Raw genomic sequence first — 12626 nt, forward strand, 5'->3', positions numbered from 1 at the left:
CGGTCAGCCCCAGCAACGCGATCACCGCGAGCTTCGCGGCGTACTTGCCCGCCCAGGACAGACTCGCCGGCCCGCACGCCAGATCCAGGCTCTCGCGCGCGGAGAACACCGTCCGCGGGTCGGCCGGCAGCACCTCCTCGGGATACCGGCTCGGCAACGGCAGCAACACCAGCACGCCGGAGCCGCCTCGGTCGCGAAAACACGAGACGGCGAGCCCGGGGGGATACCCCGGACCCGCCGTCGGTGCCGGCGGGCGGTCCGCGTCGACCGCCCGCCCGTCGGCACCCCTCATCGCGGCCCGTCCGCCACGCCGCCGTCCGGCGCGCCGAGCACCGTCGCGATCACCCCGCCGCAGCCGACCGTGTCGATCAGCACCCGACGCACCGGCGCCGACCCGGCCGCCGACGAGGCGCGCACGTCGTCCACGGGCAGCCGCAGCCCGCCGCGGATCGCCGCCATGGCCGCGACCGCGTCCACCAAGCCGCCCGCGGCCATCGTCTCGCCGAGCCGCGGCCGGGTCCGCCCGACCGGCGTCGAGTCCGGGAACATCCGTGCCAGTGCGCGCAGTTCCGCTCGGGCCTCGACCCGGTCGGGTCGTGCGCCGGCGGCCAGCACCCAGTCGATCTCGCGCGGCCCGCGCCCGGCCGCCGCCAGCGCCCGGGTCGCCGCCGCCACGAACGCCGTCGGATCCGCGGCCTGCCCGGCCCGGAAGTCCGCGCCACCGGCCTGCCCGGTGCCCTCGACCACGGCCAGTGCGCGTCGCCCGCGCGCCCGCGCCCGTGCGGCGGACTCCACGACCACCGCGACCGCGCCGTCCGCCCACCGGCCCGGCCCCCACCACCTGCTCTGCGCGTCCAGGACCGCGTCGGTGATCTCGTCGCAGCCCACCACCACGGCGTACGGCACCTCCCCGCGCGCGACCGCCCCGCACGCGTGGTCGAGCGCCTGGAGACCGGCCGTACCGCCGGAGAGGAACGTGATGGTCGGCCCGCGCAGGCCCAGGCAGATGCCCAACGTCCCGGGCGCGGAGGTCATCGTGGTCCGCGCGAACGAGGATCGCCGCTCCGGCACCAACAGTTCGGACAACGACCGGCCGAACTCCTCGACGCTGCGCATCGGACCACCGGCCGTGGCGAACATCAGCGCGGCCTCCTCGGCCGCCCCGTCGTCGGCCCGCGGATCGATGCCCGCCTCGCGCAACGCCTCCGACGCGGCGAGCACCGCCCGCCGGGTGAAGTCGTCCATCCGGCGCCACAGCGCGGTCAACACCTCCTCCGGTTGCACCGGTTCCGTGCTCGAGGCCGGGACCGGATCGCCGGCCAGCGCGGCCAGCAGCGCGGCGTGGCCCACCCCGCCCGGACCGACCGCCCCCACGCCGGTGATCACCGCCCGGTCCCGAGCAGGCCGCGGTCGGGGCCGGGGGCGTACCGCGCCGGGGGAGGCGAGCAGGATCGAGGCGTTGTTGCCGCCGAACGCGTAGCTGTTGGACAGCACCACCTCCACCCGGGCCGGCCGGCCCACGTCCGGAACGATGTCGATCCGGTCGTCGAGCACCCCGCCCGCGCCCGCCGTCGGCGGCAACACGCCCTCGTGCAGCGCGAGTACCGACGCGACCGCCTCGATCGCCCCGGCGGCGCCGAGCGTGTGTCCCACCGCGGACTTGACGCTGCTGATCGGGACCGAGCCCACCCGGTCGCCGAACAACAGGATCATCGCCTCCTTCTCCATCGCGTCGTTGCCCGCCGTGCCGGTGCCGTGCCCGCTGACGTAGTCGACCCGCTCCGCGCCCACACCGCCCGCCGCCAACGCGCGCCGCGCGGCGGCCAGCGCGCCCCGGGCGGTGGGGTCCGGCGCCACGGGGTGGTAGGCGTCCGCGGACATCCCGCTGCCCAGGAACTCGACCAGCACGGTGGCGCCGCGCCGCACCGCGTGCTCCCACTCCTCCAGGATCAGCACCGCGGCTCCCTCGCCGATGCTCATTCCGTCCGAAACCGTGTACGGGGCACAGCGGTTGGGACTGGTCGCGCGCAGTCCGTGGAAGCCGGCCAGGGCGAACAGGCACAACGATTCGGCGCCGCCGGCGACCATCACCTCGGCCCGGCCGTCCCGGATCTGCGCGGCCGACCAGGCCAGCGCGGTGGTGCTCGACGCGCACGCGGTGGAGATCACCGCCTGCGGCCCGCGCAGTCCGAAGCGGCGGGCGACGTGGTCGGCGGGCCGGGTGTACATGTCCACCACGTGCCGGTCCGCGCGCAGTGGCAACTCGGCGCCCTCGGCGTGGAACATGCCCTGGCAGGTGCCGATCCCCAGCCCGTGCCGGGCGCCGTCCTCGACCGGCGCGGCGAGTCCGCTGTCGGCGAGCGCCTCGGCGACCGCCGCGCCGAGCATCGCCGAGGTGCGCTCGACCGCCTCGCCGCCGGTCGCGGCGGCGAGCGCGCGGTCGTCCACACGCGTGACGTACAACTCGCCGACCGAGCCGGGCACCGAGCCAAGCGGCTTCAGCGCGGTCCGGCCGGCCAGCAGCGATTCCCAGAACGGCTTGACGCCGACGCCGAATCCGGACACCAGGCCCAGTCCGGTGACGGCCACGCGCCGATCGCCGCCTACCCCGCGAGGGCGGTCGTCGGCGGATTCCGCGTCCTTGTCCACGGGGTCCATGGGGCCGCCTCTCACGCGATCGAAGTGGACCAGCTCAGCGGGACCAGGTACGGCGAGGACACCGAGCGGGCCGGGCTCGGGCCGTGCGTCCCGGCGACTTCCCAGTCGAAGCCGGACGCCGCCCACTCCGCGCTCACCCGGGCCAGCGCGAGGGTGCGCCCCAGGCCCGGGCTGTCGGTGTGGTGCACGAGGTGCCCGATGGTCAGTCCCGCGACGGACACCTCGGCGTGCTCGGGCGGTTCCGCTCCGCGCGGCATGGTCAGCCCGACCGTGCGTACGGCCGGCCCGGTCTTGAACTCGGCCAACACCGCGTCGCGACCGACGAAGTCGGGCTGGTCCAGGTCGACCAGCCAGTTGTAGCCGCAGCCCGACACGGTGTCCTCGGGCCCGACCTCGCGATGCGGGAGCGGCTGGCGCACCTCGATCATGGCCGCTTCCAGGGTGCGATACCCCGCCGGCACCGCGGACCGCTCGACCGCGGCGTCGAACAACTCGGCGCCCAGTGACGGGGGCACGAACACCTTGTAGCCGTACTCCCCGGTGTAGCCGCTGCGCGCGATCAACACCGGCGCGTCCCGCCATGTGCGGTGCACGATGCCGCCCAGCGGGACCGAGGTCACCCCGTCACCGAACAACGCGCGCAACACCCGCCACGCGTAGGGGCCCTCCAGGCCGAAGGTGGTGAACTCCGGCCGCACGTCCACCGGATCGATCCTCTCGGAGCCCTCCGCGGCGGCCGCGGTCAAGTGGGCGAGCGTGTCCGGACCCCGGCCGAACGCGGTCTCGATCAGCCAGCGTTCGCGCAACCGGTACACCGTGATCGTGTCCAGCGGGTGCCCCTCGGCGTCCAGCAACAACGAGGTCGCCGACTGGCCCGGGAACACCGCCTTGAGGTCGCTGGGTACGAGGGTACGCAGCAACGCCTGGGCGCTCCCCGTGGCCGGCAGCGCGATCAGACCGGTGGAGTTCAACTCGAAGATCGCGGCCTCGTGCCGGAGCGCGTGGTACTCGCGCTCGTCGTCGGCGTACGTCCAGGGCACTACCGCGTGCCCGATCGTGACGGTCCGCATCGGTGTAGCCGGCACAGTGATGTCCTCTCGTCTCATGGGGGGTTCGGCACAAGGACCCGCTGGAGGTGCGGGCGCGTGGGCGGCGGCTCACCCGGCCTTGGCGGCGGCGGCCCGGACCGCCTCGGCGATCGTGGCGAGCACCCCGGCGGGCACCGGGTGCGGCGCGTCCAGGACCGCGAGACACGTCGCGGTCACCGCGTCGCCCGCCGCCGGCGATTTGGCCCGGACCAGCGCGCGCACCGACCAGTCGTCCCCGTCCCGGAAGCCGAGCACCTCGGCGCCCGGCGGGGCGGCCAGAAGCAGGCCGGGCCCGGTCGGGCCGGTGTCCGCGGCCGGGACCAGGGCGCCGATGCCGGGGGAGCCGGCGATCGGCCGGTTCGACCCGTGCGGTGCGGGGTGGTACTCGAACTCGGCTCCCTCGCGCAGGCCCCGGAAGAACCACGGCGGGTCCTGCGCCGCGTGCACCGCGACGCAGATGTCCGGTGGCGGGCCGAACACGCCCGCGTCGTCGCGTAGATGGGTGAGCACCATCAGCAGCGGAGCACCCGCCGGCATCAGGTAGTCGATGTCCAGACCCACGGTCGAGCCGGCCAGGTCCAGATCGCCGGTGAGTCGGATGCCGGCCCAGTCCAGGCCGGCCGCGCGCAGACCCGTGGTCGCGGTGCGCACCGGAGTCCACGCGAACTCCTCCCGCGCGACGCTGGTGTTGGGGTCGGCGCGGTGCGCGACCGTGGACACGCCGATGCCCCCGCGCGCCCTGGGCACGATGCCCATCGGCCGGGTGCGCGGATAGGTCGAGCGCAACAACTCGCCGCCGCCGTCTCGACGCAGACCGACCACGGCGCCGCCGAAGTCGGGCGCGATCCGGGCGGTCAACTCGCCGTTGCCCAGGACCCATACGTCGCCGGTCTCCACCGCCGACACCGGAGCGGCCGCGCGCGCCACGGGCAGCACATCGCACGTGGCCCGCTGCCGGGCGAGTTCCTCGACCCAGGCGAGCCGTACCCGCAACGGGCCCCCGGGGCCCGGTGGCAGCTCGATCCGCCCGGTGAACGACCGCTCGGCGTCGCCGTCCGCGTCGCCCTCGAACAGCGTCCGGACCGGCCCGTCGCCGACCGCCGCGGTCAGCCGGCCGCGTCGGGCCCGCGCGGAGAACACGGTGAGCCGACCGCGCAGCCGCACGGCACCCGGCCCGCCCGCGGCGCCCGCGCCCGGTTCGACCTCGGCGGTCGGATCCAGCGCGATGTGTACCGGGACCGGGGCCGAGAGCGGCGGCCGGGCGGTGACCGGTACCTGCTCGGCGGGGTCGGTCACCGCCGACCATGCCTCGCGCACCGCGCGTTCGTCCCCGGGACCGCAGAAGAAGGCGTAGCGGGGGAAGCGCGCCACGCCTTCGTCGGGGGCGCCCGGGTCGGCGGCCAGCAGCAGCGAGGGCATCCACTGCAACCCGAACCGCAGTTGCGCGGCCCGCTCCCAGACCAGACCCACACTGCGCCCGTCGTCGTCGGTGAACGCGGTCCACCGCTCCCGGTAGCGGCCGGGATCGCGGGGCAGGTCGGCCGAGCCCATCATCTCCAACGAGTGCATCCCGAAGGGGAAGCGCTCGTACACCACCGGTGCGCGCAACACCCCCTCGCTCAACGGCACACTCATCGTCAACGACCGCCCGCGAGCCCACGGATGCACCCGCAGCAGACAGTCGCCGGTCGCCACCGCGCTCAGCAACTCCGATTCCGCGTCGATGAGTTCGGTGCGCACCTCGACGACCTGGTCGCCGCCCAGCAGCAGGGTGCGGCGCAGTCGGGCCCGGGCCAGTCCCAGGTCCGGCCGGGCCGCCGCGTACGCCGTCCCGTGTCGCTGCCACCAGACGTTCGCCGCCGCCTCCAAGGCGAGTTCCGCCCGGCCGTCGACCACGTCCGCCCGCACGCAGCGCACGTCGCGGCGCGGCGGGGTCTTGAGCGCGGCCGGGAAAGGCGGGCCCAGATCCGGCCACAACTCCCGGATGGCGGGTCCGCGTTCGCGCGTCGGCTCGATCTCGCAGGTTCCGGTTGCCCGATCCACGGCCAACCGCAACCAACGATTGCCCAGCACCCACCGGTCGTCCCGCTCGTCCAGGTACGGCAGATCCCGGCGCGGCGGGCGCGGGTCAGTGGCGACCGCCGGGGCGACCGCGCGCACCCAACTGTGCAGGGTCAGCCGGGCCGGATGTGCCCGGCCGGCGTGCGATACGTCGGTGCGCACGGTCAGTTCGACCTCCTGCTCGCCGGGGTGCTCGGGTGCGAACGCGGTCTCGCCCTCGACCACCTCGCCCGGCGCCAGGGTGAGTTCACGCACCGACGCCGGGGCGGTGTCGCCGGGCCGGCGCACCTCCAGGACGAGGGTGAGCGCTCGGGTGCCCCGGTTGGCGATGCGGTGGGTGAACGCGGCCGAGCCGCCGACCGGCACCCGGCGGGCGGGTGCCGCCGGGTGGAAGTCGATGTCCAGACCGTCCCAGTTCAGCGCGCAGACCCGGTCGTGGGCCAGGTCGACGACGAAGACGCTCTCCGCGCCCGAGCCGACCATCGAGTACCGGAACGTCGGCGCTCCGTGGTAATCGCTCACATCCTCGGCGGCGTTGCGCGGGGCGCGCCCGGGCACCCACGGACTGGAGCCGAAGTCCGTCCAGGCCCGCGCCAGTTCCGCCACCCGGGCGCCCAGGCCCAGGGCCTCGATGACGAAGCGGTAGAGGTACGGCAGGTGGGAGCGGAATTCCAGCCGGTCGTCGCCGCACGGCTCGGTGGAGGCCTGTCGGAAGCCGCCGGGGCGCACGATCGCGACCATCGAGGGGTTCGCGGGCGAGGCGTTGCAGTCGACCCGGTCGTAGCCGTGCGCCACGCAGTACGCGAACGCCTCGACGAACAGCCGGATGGGCACCGCGCCGAGCCGGAATCCCGGATCGATCGCGAAGGTGTCCATCCACACCACCGAGCCCTGTCCGGCCTTGAGCGCGGAGACCGGATACAGCGCGAGCGAGCCGACCACACGGCCCTGTGCGAGCGCCACGAACGTCTCCACCGCGCCGCGCTCGGTGACGAAGGCGGTGTAGTCGGCGGCCGACAGCGGTGCGCCGCCCAGCGGTCCGGGGTTCCAGTGGAAGGCGTTGATCCACGCGGCCATGGCGCCGGCGTCCACCGAGGAGACCGGCGCGACCACGACCTCGGCCACGTGTTCGCCGGGGCCGGGCATCAGGCGTCCTCGCGGCGGGACTCGATGAAGTCGGCCAGCATGTTGACCGAGCCGAACCGGTCGAGTTCGTCGTCGGTGATGTTCACCTTGAACTGCCACTCGATACCGACCACGACCTCGATCACGTGGATGCTGTCGAGTTCCAGGCCGCGTCCCAGGATCGCCTGGTCGTCGGTGAGCCACTCCGGATCCAGGTCGAGGTCCAGCCGCTCGACGATCACCTCCTTGATCTCGCGGCACAGGGTCTGCCGCTCCCGTACCCGCTCCAGGACCTGTGCCTGCGCCGCTGTCAGCACGCCGCGCTCCCTTCCGTGTCGATGTCCTCGCTCGGTACCGGGTCGCGGGTGAGCACCACCGCGACCACGAGTCCTTCGCCGCAGCCCCACGCCGCGCTCGCGCCACGCCCGGCCGGGCAACACGCGGGTACGCCGGGCGCGCGCACCGTGGCCGGCCTCGGCCGGCCGGCGAACAGGCCGCGGATGAGCGCCTCCGCGCGGTCGCCGCAGTCGCAGCGGCCCATCCGGACCGGATCGATCCGGATGTCGTGCCACGCGAAGCCGGCGCGGCGCCCGCCCGCGCACTTGATCGCCGCCTCCTTGAGCGCGATACCCGCCGCGAGCCGCACCGGCGAAGCGGGCCGGGCCAGCGCCCAGCGCAACTCCCGGGGACCGAGCACGGCGCGCGCCACGAGCTCGTCCGCGCGGCCGGCGCGGGCCAGGCGGGCCACGCGGACCGCGTCCACGCCGATCCGGTCGGCCGTTCCGACGCCGGGCATCACCGGGCCCCGGCGAATACGCGCGAGCCGAACCGGGCCAACCGGCGCGGAGCGACGGTGGACAGCGCGGCGAGCAGCCGATACGGAGCGCCCGGTACGCAGACCGGTCGACCGCGCTCGACCGCGCGCAGCCCGGCCAGGGCCACCCGCTCGGCGGGCAGCCACGCCCGCGCGGGCACCCGACTGACGTCGATGCCGGCACGACGGTGGAACTCGGTCGCGGTGAAGCTGGGGCACAGCGCGGTCACCCGCACACCGGAGCCGCGCACCTCGTCGTACAGCGCCTCGCTCAGACTCAGGCTGAAGGCCTTGGCGGCGCCGTAGGTCGCGGTGAGCGGGTCGGGCTGGAACCCGGCCAGCGAGGAGACGTTGACGATCCAGCCCGAGCCGCGCTCGACCATCGGGGCCAGCGCCGCGCGGCACAACCGGACCACCGCGACCGCGCTCAGCGCGACCACGTCCAACTCGGCCTGCACCGGCAGCGTGTGGAACGCGCCGCGGGTGCCCGTCCCGGCGTTGTTCACCAACAGGTCGATCGGCGCCTCACCGTCGCGCAGCCGGTCCTCGACCCGGGCCAGGCCCGCGTCGGTGCGCAGATCCGCGGCGATCGTGGTGACCGCGACCGGGTGCCGCGCGCGCAGCCGGTCGGCGACGTCGGCCAGTCGGTCGCCGTCCCGCGCGACGAGCACGAGGTGCGTGCCGTCCCGGGCGAGCAGGTCCGCGAAGGCCAGACCGATGCCCGCCGTGGCACCGGTGATCAGCGCGGTGCGCCATGGTGCGTGACGCGGGCGGGTGGCGCCGGCGGCGGGTGCCGGGGCGCTCACCCGCGTGGCCCGTTGGTGGGAGTGAACTCCTCGGCGATGCGCAGGAGTTCGTTGAACTTGGCGACCCGGTCCATGCGCGAGAGCCCACCCGCCTTGAGCCAGGCCGCGCCGCCGGCGACCGCGAGGTGGGTGATGAAGGCGCTCGCGCTCTCGCCACTGCGCTGGGAGACCACGGTGGTGATCTTGTGTCGAGCTCCGCAGGCCAGTGCGTCCAGGGCCTGGGTGACGGTGCCGACCTGGTTGGGCTTGATCAGCGCGCCGTCGGCGAGCCCGGCCGCGACGCCGCGGTCGATGCGCTCGGCGGCGGATGCGAACAGGTCGTCGCCGACCACCGCGGCCCGGCCCGCCAGCCGCTCGCGCAGCCCGCGCCAGGCCCCCTCGTCGGCGGGCTCGAAGGGGTCCTCCAGGAAGGTCAGCGGATACCGGTCCACCCAGTCGAGATAGCGCCGGGTCAACTCCTCGACCGACAAGGGGCGTTCCAGCCACGGGAAGGCGTAGCCCGGCGGGTGGGCGAACTCCGCGCCGGACAGGTCCAGGCCCAGGTGGAAGTCGTGCCCGCCGGCCAGTCCGCAGTCCTCGGCGGCGGCGACGATCATCTCCATGGTCGCCTCGCAGCCGCCCAGGTCCACCGACCAGCCGCCCTGGGTGCTGTCCGAGCAGCGGTGCCCCTTGCTCGCGAGCCGGGCGGCCAGCGCCGCGCGCACCCGGGCGCCCTGCTCGAGCGCCACGGCCGGCTCCGCGGTGGTGGGCAGCAGCAGGAACTCGGTGTAGACCGTGTTCGAACCCACCGCGCCGTCCGCGACGTTGAACATCGGCACCGGCAGCCGAGCGGGCGCGGTCTCGGCGAGATGCCGGTACAGCGGGCGCCCGGTGACCGTCGCGCCCGCCTGCGCGACGGCCATCGAGGCGGCCACCGCGACGTTGCCGCCGATCCGGCGGAAGTACGCGCCGCCGTCCACCGCGCGCAGGGCCGCGTCCACGGCGCGCTGATCGCACACGTCCAGGCCGATCAGCGCCGGCCGCACCAGGTCGGCGACCGAGGCCAGCGCCGGGGCCACCGCGGCGAGCGCGGGCAGCGCCGCCGCGTCCTCCAGGACGTACGCCTCGAACTCGCCGGTGGTCGAGCCCCGGGGCGCGAGCTCCGCCGCCCGGACACCGCCGTCGGCGCGGATCTCCACCTCGATCGCGGGAATGCCGTTGGAGTCGAACACCGCTCGGGCCCCGACCTCGCGTATCGCTCGCACAGTCCGCTCCTTCACCACGTGTTGGTCGACATCGACAGTTCGGCGCGCGGTCCGGCCGCGCCCGTGCCCGGCTCGGCGTGCCGGGCGGCGTGCGTGGCGGCGGCGATCGCCGCCGCCTCGATCCCGTACTTGTCCAGGAGTTGCCGATAGGGCCCGGTCTCGGTGAACGTGTCCGCGATGCCCAGACGCAGCACCCGCGGGCCGCCGCGCGCCGCGATCAGCTCGGCGACCGCGCCGCCCAGACCGCCGACCGTGGTGTGCTCCTCGACCGTCACCACGAGCGAGCAGGCGCGGACCAGGTCGTAGACCTCGGCGTCGGGGAAGGGCTTGATCCGCAGCGCCCCGAGCACCCGGGCCGGGACTCCGCGCTCGGCCAGCAGCCCCGCGGCGGCGACGCACTCGGGCACGGCCACCCCGCAGGCCACGAACACCACCTCCGGGTCCGGGTGATCCCACACCCGCAGGTCGCCCGGCCCGCGTGGGCCACCGGCCACCGGCGGCACCGGGTTGCGGCACAGCCGGATGTAGTTCGGACCCGGGAGCGGCGGTGCGCCGGCCGGGCCGATCCCGGCGAGCACCTCGCCGCCCAGCACCCGGGCGTCCGCGTCGTCGGCGGGCACCCATACGTTCATCCCGGGCACCGAGCGCATGAAACCCAGGTCGGTGATCGCGTGGTGCGGGGCGCCCTCCAGCGAGCCGGACATGCCCGCGTAGTGGCCCGCGATGGTCACCGGCAGCCCGGGCCAGCCGATCGAGAGCAGGATCTGCTCCGCCGCGCGCCCGACCAGGATCGAGGCGAACCCGGAGACGACCGGGCGGAAGCCGGCCAGCGCGAGGCCGGCCGCCATGCCCATCATGTTCTGCTCGGCGATGCCGGTGTTCAGGAACGAGCCGGGCAGCCGGTCGGCGACCCGGCCGCTGCGGGTGGAGTGCGAGCAGTCCCCGTCCAGGACGAACAGCCGCTCGTCCGCCTCGCAGGCGCGCAGCAACGCCTCGCCGAACGTGTCACGCATGACTCAACTCCTCGACTGCCTCGGCCAATCGGCCCGGATCGGCGACCGAGTGCCAGTTCGGGTCGTCCTCCATGAACGAGACGCCGCGTCCCTTGACGGTGCGCGCGATCACCGCGCGCGGGCGGGGCGCCGGTGCCAGCGCGGTGATCAGCGCGGCGCAGTCGTGGCCGTCGACCTCGACGACCTCCCAGCCGAAGGCGCGCCACTTGGCGGTGAGCGGAGCGGCGCCCATGATGTCGCGCGTGCGGCCGTCGTGTTGGATGCCGTTGGCGTCCACGATCACGGTCAGGCCGGCCAGTCCCAGTTGTGCCGCGCACATCGCCGCCTCCCACACCTGGCCCTCCTGGCACTCGCCGTCGCCCAGCAGGGCGAACACCCGGGCGCCGACTTCGCGTTTGGCCAGGCCCAGGGCCATTCCCACGGCGACCGAGAAGGCTTGACCGAGTGAGCCGGAGCCGACCTCGATGCCGCGCGTGCGTGGATCGGGGTGGCCCTGGAGCGGCGAGCCGAGCGCGCGCAGCGTGCCGGCCGACGCGCGCGGGAGTATGCCCAGGTCGATCAGCACCGCGTACAGCGCGGGTGCCGCGTGCCCCTTGGAGAGCACGAACCGGTCCCGCTCGGCCCAGGTGGGATCGGCCGGTCGGTGGCGCATGGTGTGGTAGTGGAGCACGGTCAGGATCTCGATCGCGGACAGTGAGCTGCCGGGGTGGCCGGCGCCGGCCGCCGCGATCATCCGCATCGTCTCCAGACGCAACCGGGCTGCCGTCGCGTCCAGTTCGGGGTGGCCGCTCATCGTCTTCCCGTGCTCAGGAGCCGTACCGAGGTGACCACGTCGTCCAGGTGCGCGGTCCCTCCTCGGGCGGCCCGGTCGAAGGCCGCGACCAGGGCGCCGGCGGCGCCGTGCGGCAGGGGGTGCTCGTCGATCGCGCCGACGACGGCGGCGCCCAGCGAGGAACTGCACAACACCACGCCGTCGGCGCCGATCACCTCGGCCGGCTCCAGCGGCCGGTGTTCGGGGGTCAGGCCCAGCGCGCCCTTGGCCACCATGCCCAGCAACTCCCGTGTGACGCCCGGGAGTACGCCCTCCTCGACCGGCGGCGAGATCAACCGGTCACCGGCCAGGACGAGCAGGCTGGCCCGCGAGGTCTCGGTGATCCGGCCCGCCTCGTTGCGAAAGAGCACGTCGTCGTGGCCGGCCCGGCGGGCCCGCAGCACCGCGCGCCGGGCCCCGGCGTAGTGCGCCGTCGCCTTGACCCAGCGCGGCAGGTCGGTGTGCGCGGGCCGGGGTTCGCCGGTGGTGGCCAGGGTCAGTGGTCGGTTCGGTGCGTAGCCGTCCAGGGGGCGCAGGAAGACGCAGACCCCCGGCGGTTCGTCGTCCAGAAAGCCCTCGCCCTCCGCGTAGGCGAACAGCCGGATGCCCACCGCGCCGCGCCCGTCGTGGCGCCGGGTCACCTCGACGACCGCGTCGGTCAACTCGCGCGCCGACCAGGACAGCGCGAAACCCAGGCCCTCGCAGGAACGGCGAAAACGCGAGAGGTGCGCGCCCAGGTCGAGAATGCGCAGTTCGGTCCCGGTGGAATCGGCCACCGCGGCACACCCGTCGAATACCACTTGCGCATAGCGCAACGCGGCCGAATCAATGGACAACCGAACTTCGTCGAGTTCGGTCATACGGCCGTCACGCCAACATTCCTGGTGCACGATCCAGCACCCCCATATCCTTACGCGAAGGATAACTATATGGCGTATAGAATAACTGTACGCACCATGGTGTCAACGCCGCTTCGGCGATATCCGGTCGATATTCGAGGCGGGAC

At 74.4% G+C, this 12626-nt stretch carries 10 protein-coding genes; all 10 read right to left on the bottom strand.

The genetic code is table 11. From position 1 onward, the window contains the following. Window positions 1-288: 288 nt before the first annotated feature. Complete coding sequence (locus ACZ4FV_RS08820) at window positions 289-2658, bottom strand: beta-ketoacyl synthase N-terminal-like domain-containing protein (protein WP_465322239.1); 2370 nt, start codon at window positions 2656-2658, stop codon at window positions 289-291. Window positions 2659-2669: 11 nt separating this feature from the next. Beyond that, on the bottom strand, window positions 2670-3728 hold the full coding sequence (locus ACZ4FV_RS08825) for a glycine cleavage T C-terminal barrel domain-containing protein (RefSeq protein WP_465322241.1): 1059 nt from the start codon (window positions 3726-3728) through the stop codon (window positions 2670-2672). A gap of 87 nt (window positions 3729-3815) precedes the next feature. After that, window positions 3816-6953 (bottom strand): hypothetical protein, encoded by a 3138-nt coding sequence (locus tag ACZ4FV_RS08830; RefSeq protein ID WP_465322242.1) that lies wholly within the window; start codon window positions 6951-6953, stop codon window positions 3816-3818. Then, a complete protein-coding gene (locus ACZ4FV_RS08835) occupies window positions 6953-7249 on the bottom strand; it encodes an acyl carrier protein (RefSeq protein WP_395871970.1) in 297 nt (98 codons plus the stop codon). Before ACZ4FV_RS08835 ends, ACZ4FV_RS08830 begins: the two co-directional genes overlap by 1 nt. Then, complete coding sequence (locus ACZ4FV_RS08840; RefSeq protein ID WP_465322243.1) at window positions 7243-7728, bottom strand: 4'-phosphopantetheinyl transferase superfamily protein; 486 nt, start codon at window positions 7726-7728, stop codon at window positions 7243-7245. Before ACZ4FV_RS08840 ends, ACZ4FV_RS08835 begins: the two co-directional genes overlap by 7 nt. After that, window positions 7728-8552, bottom strand: a complete 825-nt coding sequence (locus ACZ4FV_RS08845) for an SDR family NAD(P)-dependent oxidoreductase (RefSeq protein ID WP_395871966.1) — start codon at window positions 8550-8552, stop codon at window positions 7728-7730. Before ACZ4FV_RS08845 ends, ACZ4FV_RS08840 begins: the two co-directional genes overlap by 1 nt. Beyond that, complete coding sequence (gene eno, locus ACZ4FV_RS08850) at window positions 8549-9796, bottom strand: phosphopyruvate hydratase (RefSeq protein WP_402236616.1); 1248 nt, start codon at window positions 9794-9796, stop codon at window positions 8549-8551. The genes ACZ4FV_RS08845 and eno overlap by 4 nt, the downstream gene beginning before the upstream one ends. 11 nt (window positions 9797-9807) lie before the next feature. Then, on the bottom strand, window positions 9808-10809 hold the full coding sequence (locus ACZ4FV_RS08855; RefSeq protein WP_395871963.1) for a transketolase family protein: 1002 nt from the start codon (window positions 10807-10809) through the stop codon (window positions 9808-9810). Beyond that, complete coding sequence (locus ACZ4FV_RS08860) at window positions 10802-11602, bottom strand: transketolase (protein WP_395871961.1); 801 nt, start codon at window positions 11600-11602, stop codon at window positions 10802-10804. The genes ACZ4FV_RS08855 and ACZ4FV_RS08860 overlap by 8 nt, the downstream gene beginning before the upstream one ends. Further along, entirely contained in the window at window positions 11599-12396 is a 798-nt protein-coding gene (locus ACZ4FV_RS08865; protein WP_402236611.1) for an aminotransferase class IV, read from the bottom strand. Before ACZ4FV_RS08865 ends, ACZ4FV_RS08860 begins: the two co-directional genes overlap by 4 nt. Window positions 12397-12626: the final 230 nt, after the last annotated feature.

The sequence above is a fragment of the Embleya sp. NPDC025285 genome, from assembly GCF_055558835.1.